This is a genomic window from Pseudomonas khavaziana (assembly GCF_036704165.1).
Taxonomy (GTDB): Bacteria; Pseudomonadota; Gammaproteobacteria; order Pseudomonadales; family Pseudomonadaceae; genus Aquipseudomonas; species Aquipseudomonas khavaziana.
Map to the genome: position 1 here is coordinate 42,563 of NZ_CP129946.1, position 19,051 is coordinate 61,613.

Consider the following 19,051-nt stretch of genomic DNA (forward strand, 5'->3'; position numbering starts at 1 on the left):
CGGGAGCAAGCCCCCTCCCACATTTGACCGAGTTCCAACTTTGGAATGCAGACAAATGTGGGAGGGGGCTTGCTCCCGATGAATCCAACTCGGTTTTACTGAAAAACCTCAGCTCTTCTTTTTCTTCGGTTTCAAATACTTGGTCAACCCCTGGAACCAGATCACCAGCGCCGGGTTGCCCTTGATCTGGATCGACTTGTCCTGAATCCCCGTCATGAACGCCAGTTGCTTGTTCTTCGCCTGCATCGTGGCAAACCCGTAGGCGGCATCCTTGAAGGCAATCGCAAAGGCAGGCTCAGGGTGAACACCTGAACGGCTGGTGATGCGCTGGTTTTTGACAATGAAGTGACGGGCAACCTTGCCGTCGAGGGTCTGCAGCTGGAAGGCCAGGTCTTTGTCACCCAGTTGCTGCTGGAAGGCGGGGTTGGTGCGGCTGGCTTTGCCCATCATCAGGCCAAGCACCCACAAGAGAAGACGAAATTTCATGCACACGGCCTCGGTGTATTTATTGGAGTGGCCGCAGCAGTGTAACGATTTGAAAAAAGAACGCCACCGATCTCGCGCTTTAGACGCAGATCGGCGGACGTTTAACGCTTATAGCAACAAGTGCTTAGACGTTAGGGCAAGGCACCGGCGCCCAGTCGACCAGGTTCGGGTTGGTGCAGTTGAGCTTGAGCTGCGAATCACCTGCATTGGCAACCTGCTTGCTTTCAGCCTGCTTGGCCTGGGCTGTCTGGAAGGTTTTCTCGGTGGTGACCGCTTCTTTCGGCACGGTTGGCAGCACCGGCTTTTTCGGTGGCTTGGTGCCGCCTTTCTTCTTCGTCGACGTCACAACGGGGGCTGCATCGGCCTGGGCCACGGTGACCACGTCGGCACGCTGCACGCCGACTTGTTGCAGGTCTTTTTCGTAGGCCTGGGTGTAGTTGTTCAGGTCTTCGCTGGCTTTGCCGTTGACCGCAACGATCAGGTCATTGGATTCCTTCAGGCCCGCAACGATTTCCGCCAGGCGCTTGCGGCCTTCGGTGTCGTTGACGGTCTTGGCCTTGCGGTCGGCCACCAGCTTGGTGAACGCGCTCTGGTAGCACTGTTGCGAGGCCTTGGCGTAGGCGGTGCTGCGGTCGATGTCGGAGACGCTTTTGTTCACATCAGCGGCATAGGAGGCAATGCGCTGGTTGTCATCGGCGATCTGCTTTTGACGCTCGGTGTAGTAGCCCGCCGCGCCGCCAGCCAGGGCGCCGCCCGCAGCGCCGATGGCGGCGTTACGGCCACGCTTTTCCTTGTCGCCGGTCAAGGCGCCCAGCAAGGCACCGCCGGCCGCGCCGATGGCGGCACCGGTTACCACCGACTTGGTCATGTTCGAATCGGTAGCGCGCAGGTGCTGCACCGGCTCGTAGCAGTTGGGGTAGTACTCGACCTTGGTGCTCGACGCGACCTTGGACGCAGGCGACGTAGCGCAACCAGTCAACACGGTGCTGAAACCGGCTGCGATCAGCAGCAGGTGACGCTTGGAAACCGCCTTACGGGAAAAAAGCATAGGTGTGATCTCTATTAAGTTTGACTTGCCCAGCACGGCCCACCGCCGCCTGAGTCCCTTCCAAGCTCGCTAGACAGCCAACGATCAAGACCGCTGACCGCTCGCTGCGAGCAATTCCTTCAAAATCGTTGCCGGGTCGGCCCGCTGTTGCTTGCGGTAGTTGCCGACATGGCGAACGAACAGTGTCGCGCGCGTCACCAGGCTCTTGCCGAGCACTGGCTTGCGATCCAACTCTTCCTTGATTCGTTGAAACTGCGCCTGGATCACCGCATCGGTATAGCGCGTGCCGGTGGCCAGGTTGTCGATATAGATAGCCACCGCGCCGTCGAGAGCGCTGCGTCCATTGGTAATGGCCGTGGCGAACAGCTGCGCACTGGCCTCGTCCTTGCTGTCCACGGCCTGCTGGCGACTCTTCTGCAGGTTGGCCAGGCGGATGTTGTAGTTGCTGATGGTCTCGGCCACCAACGCCGCCGACTGGATCAGGTTGCCCGCCGCTTCTTCACGTTGCTGGGCGATCAGCGAAACGTTGCGCTTGAGTTCTTCGTTGACCAGGCCCAGCTCGGCTTGCAGCTTGGGGTCGACGCTGGCGGCGATGATGCTGTCCAGGCGCTTGGTCGGGTCCTGGGCGTCGTCGATGGCGTCAGTCAATGAGGCCAAACGGCCTTCCTTCTGCCATTGGGCAAACAGTTCCTTGTAGCGCGAACGCGGCGCCGACAATGCGCCAATCGCCACGCGAAAGCCGGTGGTCTCGTTGCTTTGTTCGGTGCCGTCGGCGGCGAACAACGGATACTCTCGGCGCATGCCGGTAAACAGCGTGCCCTCGCCTTCCAGGTAGTTGCCGCCCTTGACTACAAAGCCGCCATAGGTGCCCTGGCGCCGGCCGGCATGCACCAGCTGGAAGGATTCCTGGACCATTTCCGCAGCGTTGCCGATCACGTCGAACAGGCCGATGGGGTTGGGCAACTTGGTGCCGATGGGCATCAGCCGTGCTGCCTGACCAGTGCCGCCGGCCACCTGGTTGAACACCGCGTAGTCGGCCAACGGGCCATCGCTTTCGCTGCCCTCGGCGCGGCGTGGGTACAGGCGCCCTTCCAGGTCCTGGCGGCTGACCGCCTGGGCACCGCGCGCGGCGTACTCCCATTCCACTTCGGTGGGCAGGCGTACAAAGCCCAGGCCGCCATCTTCGGCCGACGAACCGCGCCCACTCACCGGCAGCAATTCACGGTGGTATTTCATCAGCCAGGCGCTGTACACCGCCGAAAACCGCTCGGCTTCAAAGCGCGACAGCTTCACCTTGGGTAAACGCCCGGCCATACCGGCAGGCGCGTCACAGGCCGGGGCCGGCTCGCCGCTGGCCAGGGACTGCGCCTGGGCCATCACCTGGGCGTACTGGCGCGCGGTCACTTCGTATTTGCCGATGAAATACAGCATGGGCTTGAGCGGGGTCTTGGCGTCGGTCTTCGGCATCAGCGGCGCAATGACTTTATTCCAGTCCTTGGGCAAGTCCTTGAGGGTGAACTGGCCATTGATGAAGTCGCGGCGATAGCCGGAAATAAACGACTGCTGATAACCGGCCTCGCCTTCGGCAAAGGGGTAGCCGAGGCTGATCTCGCGATCATCCAGGGTGCCCTGGGCCAATACATAGGCGTAGCGGAACACCATGTTGCCGTCGCAGGGCAGCGGCAGGCTGACGTCATCGGGCAACGGCTTGGGGTTGTCGAGCTTGTCACTTGCCTCATCCGCCCAGGCCAGCGAGGCCAGGCTCAGCGCCACACAGGCGCCCAATAACTTATACATCTCTGATTCCCTCAGAAGCCTGGATACGCGCCACCCGCCAACCACCACTGGCAGCCGCCACGGCGCTGACGCCGAGCACAGCAGCCAGGGCCAGGCCGTAATGACGCGCCAACAGGTGGCTGGCGTATTCGCCCGGCACCTGCACGAAAAGCTTATTCAGCGCAGCCTCGGCCAGGCCATACAGCCCACCACTGAGCACGGCGGCAAAGCCCGCGCTGTACAGCGCCTGCAGCAGCACAAACAACAACAGGGCCCCGGTGGAAAACCCCAGCAGACGCAACACCGATAATTCCCGGCGCTTGCGCGCCACCGCCGCCAGGGTTGCGGCGAAGATCGCCGCAAATGCACCGGCCAAGGCCAACCCGGCGATGATCCAGAACACAATCGACAGGTTGCGGCTCAACGATTGCACCTGGGCGATAGTGTTCGCCTGGGTCGACACCAGTAGATTCTGCCCGGCGAAGAACACCCGTAACGGCTCTACATCGGTGAGGTTGCGCGCATACAAGCGAAACGCCGGGTACACCCGCTGCTCGCTCATCCCCACCGCATCACCCGCCCAGCCCAACGCCGCTACTGCACGACCATCGCGGTAATCTTCCGCCGCTTCCAACAGGCTCAGGCCTGCAAACAAACCGTCACGGGCGAACGCTTCCAGCGGCAACACGGCCAACACCTGCAACCGCATGTGCTGGGCTTGGACCTGCCCGGCCACCTGCCGCGCAAAACTGGTTTCCAGCCAGTCGCCAGGCCTGGCCGCGAGCTTTTCAGCAGCGGTATGGCTCAGCACGATCTGGTCCAGGCCGTGGGGTATCGGCAAGCCGGCCAACAACGGATCACCCGCGGCGGTCGGCAGCATTTCCAGGGTCAGCGTGCCCACCTGGGCGGTTGCTGCGATCTGCCGAGTACGTGGCAGGGCAAACGCCACATCGCTGCGCTGCCCCAGCTGCTCGATAAACGCCGCGCTGAATCGTCCACCCCCCAACGGGATGATTTCACGGGTGGCGGGGTCAGTCTCCAAGCGTTCAGTCAAACTGCTGACCAGTCCAAATTTCAGGCCGAATAACACCAGCAACGGTGCGATGACCGCCACCAGCGCCAGCACCGAACAGGCCGACAGCCAGCGATCGTTGCGGTAGTCCTGCCAGGCGAGCGATGTGATCAGGCCGATGCGCATCAGCACACCTCCCCGAGGGTTGCGGTAACGCCGCCGTCAGCATCGCGACGGCAACTGATACGCCGCACCTGCAAGCCACTGGCACGGGCCAGGGGTTCGTCGTGGGTGGCTATCACACAGGCCGTACGGTGTTCGCGGGCCTGGGCCAGCAACGCCTGCATCACACGCTCGGCGTTGAGCGGGTCGAGGGACGCAGTCGGCTCATCCGCCAGCACCAGTTGCGGTGCATGGGCCAAGGCCCGGGCACAGCTCACACGCTGGCGCTGGCCCACCGATAACGCGGCCGGGGGCTTACCCAACTGGTCGCTGATCTGCAACTGCTCGGCCAGGCGCGCCACGCTGCCGTCGTCTTTCAAACCCAGCAATTGCCGGGACAAGGCGATATTGCCGCGCACATCGAGAAACCCCAGCAAGCCACCGGTTTGCGGTACATAGCCCAGGTGCTGGCTGCGCAATGCAGCCAGGTCGGATTGCCGGTCGGCACGCCACAGCGCGCCGATGTCCTGCTGGTTGAAGTCAAACTGCCCGGCCTGATCCGGCGCCAAGACCAGCGCCAGCAGGTCCAGCAAAGTGCTTTTGCCACAACCGCTGGGCCCGACAATCGCCAGTTGTTCACCCGCGCCCAGGTGCAGCGCCGCAATCACCAGGCTATAGCGCTGGCTGCCGACACCCCGGCTCTTGTGCACCGCGTTCAGGCTCAGCATCACGGCAGCGTCGACAGCGGCACGCGGTACAACGCATCGCCCGGTTCGGCGTCGCCGAAACGGACCCAGTTGGCCACGTCGTTATGGAAGGTTTCATACAGGCGGATCTTCGAATCCAGCTCATCGATAAAGTCTTCCTGCTCGGCCACGCTCAACGACAACCACAAATCCTGGGTCATGCTCAGCGACTTGCTGCGATACGGCAGGCCCTCCAGGTATTCGCCGAGCAAGCCGCCGTCGGCCAGGTTGCCGCCCTTGCGCAGGGCTTGGGGGTCACGGCTCATATAGGCCGAGGCGCTGGCGATCTCCTGGAAGAAATCCTTGGGTGAGCTTTGGGTCTTGCGCGCCGCATCTACGATCAACTTCAGCGACTGCTGCAGGTCGTTGAGTTGCAGCTTGGTCAGCATCACGCACACCTGGAACGCCGGCAGCGCCGGGTTGGTCAGGTCGCGGTCGGCGGTCCAGGCGCTGACCAGTTGCGGCGCCTGGCTGGCGGTTTTGCGCCCGAGGAAATCCATGTGCATGGCATAACCGACGGCTGCGGATTTGTCCGCCAGGCTTGGCGCCGAATTCAGCAGCGGCACCGGTTGTGGCGTGTTACTGCGCACCTGATGCACCAGGTTGGCGAACACCGTACCGATCTCATCCACACGCTCGCCCAGCTTGCGCACATCGCCACCCGTCACCGGCGTATAGAGGTCGCCGATCTGCGGGTTGGCGTCGGCGGTAAGGATGCGGTATTGGCTCTCGGCACCGGCGTGGGTTTTCTTGCCGGCGTCGGTGCGCAGGTGCAGCGCATAGATTTTGATCTGCTTGCCCAGCGCCGCCTGGCGCACTTCGGCTTCGTTCATCTGGGTGGCGGCGAACGGGTCGTTCTTGCGCAGCGCACCCGCGTCGGTGACCAGCAGAATGATGCGGCCGCCGTAGCCCGACCAATCCATGCCGTCCACCGCCTGCATCACGCCGGCAAACGCGTCTTCGTTGAAAGAGTGGCTGGAGACAGTCGAAGCCTTGACCTGACGCGCCATGTCGAGGAAGCGTTGCGGGTCGCGGCCTTGGTCGAGGCTGATCAGGGTCTTGGCGACATACTCGAGGCCCGGGGTCTTCTTGATGCTGCTGCGAAAGCCCACCAGGCCGAAGCTGACACTGTCCAGCTCGCCGCGTTCGGCAATGCGGGTTTGCAGTTCGTGAACCACATCGCGCACCTGATCGATATACGGCTGCATCGACACGGTGGTGTCCACCACCAGCACCACGGCGGTGCGGAAGGCGTCGGCGTTGGCGCTGATCACCGGCGTGGCCGGTTTGGCCTGCGCGCTGCTGCCCGGGTCGATGGAGGCGATATTGAGCAACTGCACCGGCTGGCCGTTTTCGTCGAAGCTCTCTTTGGAATCGAAGATCGGCAGCAGGTAAAACTGGTCCTGCGGCACCGCGCTGGCGGTGGGTTCCAGGGCCAGGACTTGCTGGTTGTCTTCAGGGTTGTTCTGGGCCTTGGCCAGCACGCTTTTCGCCGCGGCAGGATCGGCCAGCAGCTTTTCAACTTCGGCGGATTGACGCAGGAACATCACCGGCGCGCGACCCGAGCGCTCGGTGAACTTGAGCACCAGACTCTGTTTCCAATCGCTGACCTGGGAGGCCGGCAGCCAACCGTCGCTGCGGCCATCGGTGGCCGCGCCGACGCGCACCCACGAGCTGCCATCGACGTCCTTGCGCTGGTACACGTAGAGCACCGAGAACGCTGGCAAGGCTTTGCCAGGCACACTGCCAGCGTCGGTGGAAAGCTTGGCGCCGGGCTTGCTGAGCACGCGCTGGAATAGAGTTTTCTTACCCGCCATCAGCAAGGGTCGCTGGCCACCGTCCACTTCAGCGGCGGCCACGGGTGGTGTCACTTTCGGCACGACGGCAGCCGGCGGCTGAGCCGGCTCATCGCTGCCACTCAACCACCAGTAACTGGCGCCCCCAATGGCCAGGGCCACCGCGACCGCCACGGCAGCCAATGCCAACACCGGCCCACGGCGCTGCTCGGACGGTGCGTTGTGCTGCGTCGGCGTCACCACCGGCTGGCGCACTACCGGCTGCGGCTGTGGTTTATCGGTCGGAATGTCGATGGTGACGGGCGTCATGCCCGCCAGGTCAAAACTTAATGGAATCGGCAGCGGCCGCACCAAGGTGGCTTCTGCCGAGTCCGCCGGCAGTTGCTCCAGAGCCTCCAGCAACGCCGCCGCATTCGGGAAGCGCTCCGCCGGGTCCTTGGCCAGCAACTTGCGTAGCACGCCCTGATAACGCCCGTGGTGCACCGGCAGCTCCGGCAACGGCTCGGTCAGGTGCGCCAGTGCGGTAGAGAGCGCATCGGTGCCGCTGTAGGGCAGCTTGCCGACGAGGATTTCGTATAACACCACGCCCAACGCATAGAGGTCGGCGCGACCATCGATCTCCTGACCACGCGCCTGCTCCGGGCTCATGTAGCTCGGCGTGCCCACGGCAAACCCGGCCTGGGTGAATTGGGTGCGGTCGTCCAGTGACTTGGCGATGCCAAAGTCCGAGAGCACGGCGGTGCCGTCGGCGCGGAACAGGATGTTCGCCGGCTTGACGTCGCGGTGCACCAGGCCTTGGGCATGGGCATAACCCAGGGCCGAGGCAATCTGGCGGATCAGCGTCACGCCCTGCTCCGGCGTCAGGCCGGCGGCGATGCGTTCCTTGAGCGTGCCGTTGGGCAGGTATTCCATGGCCATGTAATACAGCTCACCGACGTTGCCGATGTCATGGATGGTCACCGTGTGCGGGTGCGACAAGCGCGCCAGGGTCTTGCCCTCGCGCAGGAAGCGTTCGCAGAACGTCGGGTCGGCCGCCAGCGCCGCCGCCATCACCTTCAACGCCACTTTGCGCTCCAGGGAGCGCTGGGTTGCCAGGTACACGCTGGCCATGGCGCCTTCGCCGATCTCGCCTTCGATGTCGTAACCCGGAATGACGATGTTCATGACGAGGCCTTCACGACGATGGCGGTGATGTTGTCCGGTGCGCCGCGATTGAGCCCCAGGTGCACCAGGCTGCGCACGATTTCATCCGGCGCGTCATGGCTGAGCACCTCGCGGATTTCATGGTCTTCGACGGTCTTGTTCAGTCCATCGCTGCACAACAGGTAGCTGTCGCCAGGGGCGATCAACAGGTCCACCGAGGCGACATCCAACTGGGCTTCCACGCCAACAGCGCGGGTGACGATATTGGAGCGTGGATGGGTGCGGGCGTCGGCTTCACTGAGCAAGCCGCTGTCTTGCAAATCCTGGACGTAGCTGTGGTCGCGGGAAATGCTTTCCAGCACACCGTCGCGCAGGCGATACAGGCGACTGTCGCCAGCCCACAGGCATACACCGCGCAAGCCGCGTGCAGCGAACACCACCACGGTGCTACCCATCATGGTCACACCACGGTTGGCGGTTTCTTCACGCACAGCGGTGTTGATGCGCAGCAAGTCGTTGCGCAGCGCAGCCGCGTATTCATCGAGGGAACGGCCAGCCGGTACGTTGCGCAGGCTGTCGACGATCAAGCTGCTGACATAGTCCCCCGCCGCGTGCCCGCCCATGCCATCGGCCACCACCCACAGACGATTTTCCGGCAGGTCCAGACAGGCATCTTCATTGACTTGGCGAACCATGCCCACATGGCTTTTGCTCGCGGATTTGTACGTTGCCCCCATCTAAACCACACCTTCTTGTCCGAGCAAAAACTGCGCAAAATCGTTGGCGGCAGGTAAGCCCTGGCACCGTAATAAACCTGGGGAGATATGCTGCGAACCCCGGCCCCACCACAGGCTTGCGCCCTCGCACGCCTGTTCGGCCAGTGCGGTCATGCGCTGATGGGGCACAATGGCTGCCATCCGTTGCAAGCCGGCGAAACGACTGTCCACTGCACGCGGCTCAGTGGCCGGCACGCCCAGGATGTCGAGGCCAGCGTTGAAGCTTTCGAAGGTGGCGCCGCTGTCCAAGGTACCGAGCAATAGCGCTTCGGCCTGCTCGAACCAAGTGTCAGGGCCGCCCACCAGGGACGCGGGGTTGGTGTCGTGATCCAGCAAGGTAACCACCGCCAACGGAAAATACCGCCCGACCCGATCAATGCTCGGCATCACCACGCCCGCCGCCGCGTCGGGTCCGCATACGCCCGGCGCCAGGACAAAGCGCCACAACGGGCTGACCAGGTACGCGTTGAGCCAGTCGCCACCCAGGCTGTTCTGGCTGGCGAGCAAACCCGCCGCCAGCCAGCTGTCCCAGGGGCCGATAAAACTCTGGGGCAAGGCGCGGCTGACGAAGTCCCCGCGGCTGGCCACCTTGCCGTAGAAACCCAGGGTCGTCATAGCCGCTCCGGCAGGCTGAAGCCGCTGAGTACCCGGCTCTTGAACGGGTTGAAGGCACTGTTGGCACGCAATTCGTAGGCGATGCTGGCGCCGTCGACCCGCAAGCGCAGGTTGAAGCGATCCGGCGAGTTGCCGGCGGTAAGGTCCGATTGCTCCAGCAGGCGGAACCAAGCCCATGGGCCGTCCAGGGTGATGCCGGAGCGACCACTGGCCGACGGTGGCATGATGGAAATGCGCACCACGCCAATGCTGCCGGGGTTCGGCCATTGCATCGCCACCGGGCGGCTCGGGCCGTGGTCGTAGCTCAATTGCTGGCCGTCCAGATCGAGCAGGAACTGGGTGATGGTCGGGTCCATCGACACCGGCTTGAGCTCGAAACGCACGATCGGCTGGGTGCCCCCGGATCTAAAGAACGCATCACGGATAGTCGCCGCACGCTGGAAGGTTTGCAGCACGCCCGGGGCAATCCCCAGCTTCTGCGCCGCGCCCGGCTGCCAGCGCCAGGTCTGTGCCGATGTATCCACATAGGGCTGCAGGTATTTGCGGAAGTAGTTATCCATCACCCCGCCCACGCCGAAGAATTGGCCGAAGTCATCCAGGGTGGCGTCCCGTGCACTGCCCGGCGACATCGGGTAACGCCCCGCCAACGACTGGCGATACACGTTGACCACCTCGCTGACCCAGGCCGCGTTCAACTGGTTGCGCACCCCGCCCATCATGCTGTTGGTGGTGGAATTGACCACCGACTTGACCATGCCCTGCACCAGCGGCGGCTGGCGCTCGGCATTCAGGCTGACCCGCGTGGCCGCAGCCGCTGCCTGGTTCTTGGCCTCACCGAGCAGCGCATCGCCGCTGGCGCCGACCATGGCGCTGACTTGCACATACAGCGCATTCATGTCCGAGAGCAGGCCGTCGATGGCGGCCGGCTCGCCTTCGTTTTTACTGACGGTGCTGTTGAGTTCGGCAAAGTGCGCGGTCACTGGATCATCCGCAACCACCGGGGCATTCGCCGTGGGTTGTTCCTGGCCGAGCAAACTGCCGAGGCGCTCCTTGAGTTTGTCGACGCCGCCCTCCACCGGCACACCTTTGGCGGCCAATTGACGTTCTTCGGTTTGCAGATCGGTTTCCTTGGCCACCGCCACCAACAGTTTTTTCAGTGGCGAGGTCGGCCCGGAAATCACCCGCAATACGTCGGCAGCCTGGGCCACGCTGGTGATCGGCACGAAGTCGATGTCGGCGAGCAGCGCATCCCACTGGCGCTGGTAGTCCTGGAAATACAGGCGGCGCACATCAGCGGCCAGGCTCACCACGTTCTGCTGATCGGCCTGTTCATGGCCCAACACCCACTGCTCCTCGGCCAGGGTGCCGGTCTGGTTCAGGCTGCTCAGCAGGAACGCCTGACGATAGCCCTTGGCGGTGAAGAACCCACTCAGCGGCTCACCCAAGGGTTTGCCGCTTTTGCGGCTGAACACCAGCGCGGCATCACGGCCAGCGGCTTCGTTGAGGCGAAAGTCCGGGATACCTTCCGGCAGTTTCTGGCGCTTGACCCGGTCATATACGCGCTGCGCCACCGGCAGTTGCTGCAACTGGCGGCGCAGGTCATCAATAAGGCGCGGGTCCAGGCGGGCACTCGGCGGGTGCCGTTCGAACAGTGCCTGCAAGTGCCCGGCCAGGGCCTGGCGTTGGTCGGCCGGCAGGTCGCGGGGCAGGTTACGGTCCCAGTCCAGGGCGATCCAGGCCTTGATAAAGTCCGCGTCGTAATGCTCGGTGTCGGCGAGCATCAGGTAAGCCTTGAGGCCCTCATAGAGGAAGTCCGAGTTACCGCCGCCGTGCAGTTGCTCTTCGATACGCGTCACCAGACGCGGCGCGAAGACGGCGATCAACAGCTTGCGATAGACGCTGGCGGACTCGGCTTCAAGCATATCGCCTTGATACAGCCCAAGCCCTTCGGACCAGCTTGGCGAGTCCCCCGCCAGGTTCTTGACCGCATTGAGCAACGGCAGCACGGCAAGCACTTCCCGTTGTGCCGGGCTCAGGTTTTGTACCGTCTGCCCCAGGGGCGCGACCTTCTGGTCGACCTGGGCGATGTACGCCTGATTGGCGCGATAACTCACCCACCATAGGCTGCCGACCACTACGACCAAGGCGACGGTGGCGGCCAGTACGCCACGGGCGATCCACTTGCGGCGCCGTTCGACTTTCGGGTTCACCCCCACCAAGCCACGCTCGGCGAAGGCCACGGCGGTGAAGAGTTTTTCGATGAAGTAACTGCGCCCGGTGCCGCTCTGGCGCGCCAGGTGCTGGCGGTCCAGGTTCATGCTCTGGGCCATGGCGCCGATCAAGCGGTCAATCGGGCTGCCTTCCTGGGTGCCGCTGGTGAAATACACACCGCGCAGCAACACGCGCTCTTCAAAGGCGTTGGGTTTGAACACGCCTTCGAGGAAGCTTTGCAGGCAGTCCTTCAACGCGCCGAACTGCTGCGGGAAACCGTAGATCAGGTCGCGCCGCGCCGGGTCGCGTTCCTGTTGCAGGCGTTCGACCAAGCGTTGATTGAGGCGTTGTTCCAGCCCGGTGAATTCGCTTTGCAGGTGCGCCAACGGGCTGTCGCTATTCTTGCCGTCGTCCAGGGCAAAGGTCATGCCCCACACCTGGGCGCGCTCTTCCTTACTCAGATTGTCGAAGAACTCCATGAAGCCCGGCACCAGGTCGAGCTTGGTGAGCATCAGGTAGATCGGGAAACGCACGCCCAGCTGGGTGTACAGCTCCTGGATGCGCAGGCGTATTGCGGCGGCATGGGCAGCGCGCTCGGCGTCTGTACCCAACAGCAGATCCGACAGGCTGATGGCGATAAACGCACCGTCGATGGGCCGGCGCGAGCGCTGCTTTTTCAGCAGGTCGAGGAAGCCCAGCCACGCGGCTTTGTCCACCGTGGAGTTGCTGTCCTGGGTGGTGTAGCGGCCAGCGGTGTCGAGCAATACCGCTTGATCGGTAAACCACCAGTCGCAGTTGCGCGTGCCGCCGACGCCTCGCACCGCACCGGCACCCAATTGTGCCGCCAGCGGAAAATGCAGCCCGGAATTGACCAACGCGGTGGTCTTGCCCGAACCCGGCGGGCCGATGATCACGTACCATGGCAGCTCGTAGAGGTTGCGCCGCTCATCGCCACCAAGCTTGGCTTTTTTCAGCAGCATCAGGGCTTCGTCCATGCGCTGGCGCAGGGTCGACAATTCTTCGGCAGTGGCGACGCTGTTGGGGTCGGCTGGGGTTTCGGCGGCCAGGCTGCGCATCACTTCGGCGGCCTGGCGGCGGGCCTGGATAATGCGGAACACGCGGTAGGCGACCCACAGCGCAAATACCAGGATGATCAGCGCCCAACGTCGACCCTCGGGCATCAGCACATCGAGCAACGGCCCGACAAACCAGATGATCAGGCTCAGGGCAATCAGGCCCAGCACGGGGATCACCCAGCGAATCATGAAACTGAAAAACGCCTTCACTCGACGCCCTCCGCCAATACGGTGATTTCAACCCGACGATTGCGGGCACGGCCTTCGGCAGTGCTGTTGGTCGCCAACGGCTCGGTGTCGCTGCGGCCTTCGGCGCTGAAGCGATCACCCTGGCCGGTCTTGGCGGAGAGGATCTCCAGCACCGACTTGGCCCGGGCTTCGGACAGCGCCCAGTTCGACGGAAAGCGCAACGTGGCAATCGGGCGGTTATCGCTGTGGCCGGTGACGCGCACCTGGCCCTTGACCTTGCGAATGGCGTCAGCGATACGCAGCATCAGCGGCTGGTAGGCATCGACGATGCTGGAGCTGGCGGACGCGAACAGCTCATCGCCACGAATGGTCACCACCGAGCGGTCCACCTTGTCTTCCACGGCCACGCGACCTGCCTTGATGTCTTCGGCCAGGAAGCCGGCCAGGCGCGGCCGCTCGATGACTTTCGGTTGCGCCACCGGACGGTCGATGGCCTGCACCGGGATCTCACCCAGGGCATGGATATTCTTGAATACCGGCTCGGCATCCGAGGCCAGCTTCATGCGCAGGCCGAACAGCAACACCAGCAATAGCGCCAGGCCAATCGCCACGGCGATCCACGGCGGCATGAATTGCGCCAGGCGGTCACGGGCCACGGTCACGCCGCGCCAGTGCGGCGACAGCTCACGCTCGTGTTCGCCACGGGCACTGCGAATCGCTGCGGCGGTGCGCTCGCGCAAGGCTTCCAATTGGCTGCGCCCATCGGTCATCACGCGGTAGCGGCCTTCGAAACCCAGGCACATGCACAGGTACAGCAACTCCAGCAGGTACAGGCGTTCCCGTGGGCTTTGCAGGCAATGGTCGAGCAGCTGGAAGACCTTTTCGCCGCCCCAGGCTTCGTTGTGCACAGTGATCAGCAGGCTTTGTTTACCCCAGTCGCTGGTGCTGCCCCACGGTGTACTCAGTACCGCTTCGTCCAATGCAGTGCACAGCGCGTAACGGGCCAGCAGCACTTCATTGCGCGCTACGCCGGCGGCTTCGGCGCGCTCTTCGAACTGGCGCAGGTAGGCCAGCAGCTGCGCACGCAGGCTGGCTGGCGCCGGGTGGGCGATGGTGTTGCGCAGCCGCGTGAGCAGTGCCAACAGCGGGCCGGCGGCGCTTTCCAGCGGGTTCAGGCCTTGGCTTTTGCCGGTAAGAATCGGCGCGGCCGGCATCGACAAAGGTGCCGGCTCTGCACGTGCAGGTTCTGGCGCACGGCCTCCCGGGCGCGGCATGAACTGGGTGCGGTCATCATCATTGGGATGCATCGCGGATTATCCTCGGATCGCCCAGAAGGCCAGGTTCAAGCCCGGGAACTGCCCGGCGATATGGAAGGCAAAACCGCCGGAATTGCTCAACTGCTGCCAGTGCTCGCTGCCCCGGTCCAGCTCGTAGTAGGTGCTGCCGGCGTGGTACGGCAGTTGGCGCGGCGCCACCGGCAACGGCAGCAGGCCAATGCCCGGCAGTTGCAGGTTGACCATGTCGCGGATGTGCTCCACCGAGCCGACCTTGCTCTGCTGGCCGAAGCGCGCACGCAGGGTTTCGCCAGGCACATCGGCACGCACCACAAGGATGAAACTGGCGTTGTCGAGCAAGGTCTTGTCGGCCAACATGGCCACGTGGATGCCGTAGGCTTTCTCCACAATCGGGATCGGCGTGGCCTTGCTGTCAATCAGCATCGACAGCGCCTCACGCAAGGCGGCCATGACCGGCATGAAGCTCAGGGCCAGGTCGTCATGCTGGTACTGCGGGTATTCCTGGGGGCGCCGACCTGAAGTTGAAAAGGTGGAAAACTCACCGGCCAGGCTCACCAATTCACTGAAGAAGCGTTCCGGGTGCAGCGGGCTCAACTGGCTGAAGTGCTGGATCAGTGGCTGGGCGCGATTGACCAGTTGCAGCAGCATGAAGTCGGCAATCTCCGAGGCGCCGCCCGCGCCGGAAGCCACAACGCGGCCAGCCAGGGCTTCGCCACGCTGGTGCAACAGGCCGAGCAGTTCGCTGCGAAAGGCCGTCAACGGTTTGCTTGCGGCCACATCCAGCACCGGCGGGATATAGGTGTCATCAAGCACCAACGCGCGGTCGGCACGTTTTTCCTTGATGCGTACCAGGCCGATGGCGGCGTAGTCGCTGATGCCGTCCTGCGCCGTCAGCAGGCGCAACGCCCGCGAGCCCACGGCCACTGGTGCGCGGTTTTCGAACGGTGCGTTGTCGTCGCGCACCTCACGCACCTGGCTCACATAACGTGCGGCCTCCAGGGCTTCGCCCTCGTCGACGGTGTCGCGGGCCCCCGCACGCTTGAGCGGCAGCGCCAGGTACACCAGGCCGTCGCGCAGATTATCGTCGATATTCAACGGGCTCGGCGCCAGGTCATCCTGGGGGATATTGAACGGCGTGCCGTCCGGCAACAGGCCACGGGCCGACACAATCGCCAGTTTGCCCTGGGCCAGCAGGCCCTGATCGATCAGCAATTCGGAAAAGCCCCAGGCCCCGGCCGACAACGGGCGGCTGCGGGCGTCGATCAGGTTTTCCAGGTAACGGTCATGCTGCTGGAAGTGCTGCGTTCCGATGAACATGCCTTCCGACCAGACCACGCGATTGTTCCAGGACATGGGGGCTCCGATTGCTTGTTATTGGGCAGGACTGGATGGTGGAGCCACGACATCGGCGCGCACGGCACGCACATCGAGGCTGATCTGGTATTCACTGGATTGGCGCGGCGGCACGTTGATGACGGCGCGCCATTGCGCACGGTCCAGCTCGCGATAGCCCACCAGCACGCCGATCTGGCGCGTGGCCGGGTCAAGGTCGCGCTGGATGCTCAGTTGCTGGCCGGGTTGCACCATCACTTCATCCTGGTCCAACAGGTCGAGGCCGAGGGTGGATTGCGCACGGTCCGCCAGGGCGAAGTAATCGGAGCGGGAAAAGGTCGCAGCGTTTTTCAGTTCGAAAATGCGCACCCGCACCGGCGCGGCCTGGCCGTTGGCACCGGGGTTAAGCCCGGCAATCGCGTGAAAGTGCAGCTCTACGGCGGTGGTGCTGGGTTGCGCGCCGGCAGCCGCTTCGGGTTTGACCGTGTCATTGGCACACGCCGACAGCAGCAGCGCGGTAGCGGCTGCGAGTAAAAACCTGGGAATCATCCTGCGTCCTCAATGACGTACTTAGCTATCCGTTATATCCATTCGTACAACGCGCTTTTAGCGTCGCTGTCGTGCGCTGTGTTCTTCGTAGGCCCGGCTGAATTCGCGGCCGAACAGGTCCTGGAAATCCTCCTGGGCCTCGCGGGAAATATTGCTGTAGAGCTCGGTGAACTGCTGCCAGTACTGGGCCTGGCGAGAACCGTTGAAAATACTCGAAAGGCCACCGGGCTTGCCCATGCGCTCTTCCAGCTGCGCCGGTTCAAAGCGCATGAGCAGGTGCTTGATCGCCGCTTCCACCCCGGCCATCACCGCCAATTGGTGAGCGCGCAAGTCGTCGAAGCTGTCACGCACCGCAACGTCCGGCGCCATGAACGCTTGGTTGCCGTGACGAAGCAACAGCAGTAAGGCTTCATCGGCATTCGGGGCGAATTTCAACGGGTTGTTTTCGGCAGGACGGATCATCGTCTGCTGCATGCGGAACTCGCCCTTGAGGCTGGCCCGGGCGCGCAATACGTCAATCAGGCCCTCGACCATCAGCCGGTAGCTGCGGCCAATGTTTTCCATCTGGGCGCAGGCGTCGGTTTTATCCAGGCGCAGCTGATCAAGGCCGGCACCGCGCAGGAAGGCTTGCAACAGGTCGGGATGTGGCTCGGTGCCGGCCACGGGGAGCGCAACAGGCTCGACCACAGGTGGCGGTGGGGCAATAGGGGCAGGAGGCGGCGCAGTATTGACGACCGGCGCGGGTGCGTCACCGAACAGGTCCCAGTCTTCGGGAATAACCGAGCCTTGCACCTGAGCTTTTTCAGGCTCGGGCGCAGGCACAGCAACCGGCGCCGGCGGGCGGAAATCGTGCTGCTCGGACGGCACATGGTCGGCCACGGTGGGCGGCGGCACGGCGGTGGGGCTGAGGAAGTCGAACAGGTCGGGCAAGGTTTCCATCGACGAGGCGCCGTGGAACTGCGGTGCAATCATCGGCGTTGGCGCGGGCGGGCTCGCCACAGCGCCCATCAGCGCTTCAAAGCTGTTCGGCGAATCACCGGCAAACGGCTGGCTGCCAACGGCCTGCACGTTGAAGTCGATACGCGCCTGGATTTCATAATCGCCAATGCGGATCAGCTCGCCATCTTGCAGCGGCTCGCTATTACCCCTGCGCAAACGAATACCGGCGTTAACCAGTTCCACACCGTTGGTACTGTTATCAGTTAAGTAATAACGACCATCTTTGTATTGAATAACGCAATGTTGGGAGGAGACGAGACGTTCCGGGTCAGGCAATACCCAGTCATTCTCCGAACTGCGGCCGATAGCCATCACGCCCTGATCCATGGACTTCTCGGGGCACTGCCCAGGGGTAATCTTGTGATAACTAGTGATAGTCAAACACAGCGCCATCTTGCCTCCTTGCTGATACATCGCGCGCGGTCTATCCAAAGGGACACGCTTCCCTGAAGACTTGCCCACGGTCGCGCAAAAACGACCGCCAAAACTGCCTTTACCAGCATGATCGATGATCTTAACTGGCTTGCATGACAAAAATCCTCTACGGGCACGCCTTTCGACCCGTCAGTCGCGCAGGTTGTTAAACACCGCACATCTGTCACAGAGGGCGAATAGCTTACCTTGACAAGGCATAAGTACTACACCAAAAATGCACAACTTCTTGAACATCAGTGATGGCGCACTAGTGGCACCCTGATGTTATGACCAAGAAAACATGCAAAGTTCATCGCGTAACTCATGCATGCGTTGCTCGCCGTTCAGCGGGCTGATAAGGAGATCGAATTCAGTGGATGTGCCGTTGTTGCTCACCGCCGTTTCTGCGACTTCGCCTTGTGGCGAAGACATGGAGTATGACGCGCAATTCTTGCAACTGGAGCGTGATGCCAAGGGCCAGCCCGAGCGCAGCATGGGCGACTCGATCCTGCCCGCTGAACCGCCGGAATGGCGCAGCATCCAGCAGCAAAGTCTCGACCTGTTGCAGCGCAGCAAAGACCTGCGCATCACCCACTTCCTGCTGCAAAGCTCCCTCGCCCTCCAGGGTGTGGCCGGGCTGGCCGAAGTTCTTACGCTGATCAACGCCCTGCTGCGCGAATACTGGGCCGACCTGCATCCGCGCCTGGATGCCGACGACGATAACGACCCCACCGTGCGCATCAATGCCCTGTCCGGCTTGACCAGCGACACGACGATTCGCCTGCTGCGCGAGAGTATTCTCACGCGCTCGCGCACCTTCGGCCCCGTGAGTTTGCGCGCCGCGCTCAACGCCAGCGGCCTGCTGAGCTTCCCCGATGAGCAACTGGGCAGCCAGCAGCTCAATGCCGCGTTCCTCGACAGCGACCCCGAACTCCTGCAAGCCACCCGTGACGCCTTGAGCGCAGCACGTACGGCCTGTGAAGCCATCGAACAACAGGTCAATGACCAGGTCGGTTCCGCCCAGGGCGTGGACCTCAGCGCCTTGAAGCAGCCGCTCAAGCAGGCCCTGCAAATCCTCAATCAAGCGGTGCCCGGCACCGACAGCAGCAGCGATCCCGAGGCCGTCAGTGACGACAATGCCCCCTCGGTCGATTACGCCGCTGCGCCCGCAGCCCCACGCCCGACGGGCGATATCGCCACCCGCGATGACGTGCTGCGCAGCCTCGACAAAATCCTTGCGTACTACACCCGGCACGAGCCATCGAGCCCGCTGCCGGTGTTGTTGAACCGGGCCAAGAACCTGGTGCACGCCGACTTCGCGGCCATCGTGCGCAATCTGATTCCCGACGGCATGTCCCAATTTGAAAACCTGCGCGGCCCGGACAGCGACTAAGCCGCCGGACCGTGCAGTAACAACACCGTCGCT

The 19,051-nt window shown here is 63.2% G+C and carries 14 protein-coding genes; 1 reads left to right on the forward strand and 13 read right to left on the reverse strand.

Annotated features, from left to right (window positions below):
* Positions 1 to 108: 108 nt before the first annotated feature.
* The 13 genes from QYQ93_RS00215 to tagH all read right to left on the reverse strand — a co-directional run bounded on the left by QYQ93_RS00215 (position 109) and on the right by tagH (position 17,604).
* Complete coding sequence (locus tag QYQ93_RS00215; protein WP_043048085.1) at positions 109 to 486, reverse strand: hypothetical protein; 378 nt, start codon at positions 484 to 486, stop codon at positions 109 to 111.
* Positions 487 to 610: 124 nt separating this feature from the next.
* The gene (tagQ, locus tag QYQ93_RS00220) at positions 611 to 1,534 is read right to left on the reverse strand and encodes a type VI secretion system-associated lipoprotein TagQ (RefSeq protein ID WP_124379954.1); all 924 of its coding nucleotides are present in this window, start codon (positions 1,532 to 1,534) and stop codon (positions 611 to 613) included.
* Positions 1,535 to 1,618: 84 nt separating this feature from the next.
* The gene (locus QYQ93_RS00225) at positions 1,619 to 3,331 is read right to left on the reverse strand and encodes a formylglycine-generating enzyme family protein (RefSeq protein WP_043048087.1); all 1,713 of its coding nucleotides are present in this window, start codon (positions 3,329 to 3,331) and stop codon (positions 1,619 to 1,621) included.
* Positions 3,324 to 4,508, reverse strand: coding sequence for an FtsX-like permease family protein (locus QYQ93_RS00230; protein WP_338476002.1), 1,185 nt, complete (start codon positions 4,506 to 4,508; stop codon positions 3,324 to 3,326). The genes QYQ93_RS00225 and QYQ93_RS00230 overlap by 8 nt, the downstream gene beginning before the upstream one ends.
* Positions 4,508 to 5,212 (reverse strand): ABC transporter ATP-binding protein, encoded by a 705-nt coding sequence (locus QYQ93_RS00235; RefSeq protein WP_338476003.1) that lies wholly within the window; start codon positions 5,210 to 5,212, stop codon positions 4,508 to 4,510. Before QYQ93_RS00235 ends, QYQ93_RS00230 begins: the two co-directional genes overlap by 1 nt.
* Positions 5,212 to 8,190 carry a serine/threonine-protein kinase gene (locus tag QYQ93_RS00240; protein ID WP_338476004.1) on the reverse strand — a complete coding sequence of 993 codons (2,979 nt, stop codon included), beginning with the start codon at positions 8,188 to 8,190 and terminating at the stop codon, positions 5,212 to 5,214. Before QYQ93_RS00240 ends, QYQ93_RS00235 begins: the two co-directional genes overlap by 1 nt.
* Complete coding sequence (locus QYQ93_RS00245) at positions 8,187 to 8,906, reverse strand: PP2C family protein-serine/threonine phosphatase (protein WP_043048092.1); 720 nt, start codon at positions 8,904 to 8,906, stop codon at positions 8,187 to 8,189. The genes QYQ93_RS00240 and QYQ93_RS00245 overlap by 4 nt, the downstream gene beginning before the upstream one ends.
* Positions 8,907 to 9,560, reverse strand: a complete 654-nt coding sequence (gene tagF / locus QYQ93_RS00250) for a type VI secretion system-associated protein TagF (RefSeq protein WP_043048093.1) — start codon at positions 9,558 to 9,560, stop codon at positions 8,907 to 8,909.
* Positions 9,557 to 13,057, reverse strand: a complete 3,501-nt coding sequence (tssM, locus tag QYQ93_RS00255) for a type VI secretion system membrane subunit TssM (protein ID WP_338476005.1) — start codon at positions 13,055 to 13,057, stop codon at positions 9,557 to 9,559. Before tssM ends, tagF begins: the two co-directional genes overlap by 4 nt.
* Positions 13,054 to 14,343 (reverse strand): DotU family type VI secretion system protein, encoded by a 1,290-nt coding sequence (locus QYQ93_RS00260; protein WP_043048096.1) that lies wholly within the window; start codon positions 14,341 to 14,343, stop codon positions 13,054 to 13,056. Before QYQ93_RS00260 ends, tssM begins: the two co-directional genes overlap by 4 nt.
* Positions 14,344 to 14,349: 6 nt before the next feature.
* Positions 14,350 to 15,684, reverse strand: coding sequence for a type VI secretion system baseplate subunit TssK (gene tssK / locus QYQ93_RS00265; protein WP_338476006.1), 1,335 nt, complete (start codon positions 15,682 to 15,684; stop codon positions 14,350 to 14,352).
* Between the two features lie 18 nt (positions 15,685 to 15,702).
* The gene (tssJ, locus tag QYQ93_RS00270) at positions 15,703 to 16,212 is read right to left on the reverse strand and encodes a type VI secretion system lipoprotein TssJ (RefSeq protein ID WP_043048099.1); all 510 of its coding nucleotides are present in this window, start codon (positions 16,210 to 16,212) and stop codon (positions 15,703 to 15,705) included.
* Positions 16,213 to 16,269: 57 nt separating this feature from the next.
* A complete protein-coding gene (gene tagH / locus QYQ93_RS00275; protein WP_043048100.1) occupies positions 16,270 to 17,604 on the reverse strand; it encodes a type VI secretion system-associated FHA domain protein TagH in 1,335 nt (444 codons plus the stop codon).
* Positions 17,605 to 17,998: 394 nt separating this feature from the next.
* Here tagH and tssA point away from each other — a divergent pair, with 394 nt between their 5' ends.
* Positions 17,999 to 19,018, forward strand: a complete 1,020-nt coding sequence (tssA, locus tag QYQ93_RS00280; protein WP_124402345.1) for a type VI secretion system protein TssA — start codon at positions 17,999 to 18,001, stop codon at positions 19,016 to 19,018.
* Positions 19,019 to 19,051: the final 33 nt, after the last annotated feature.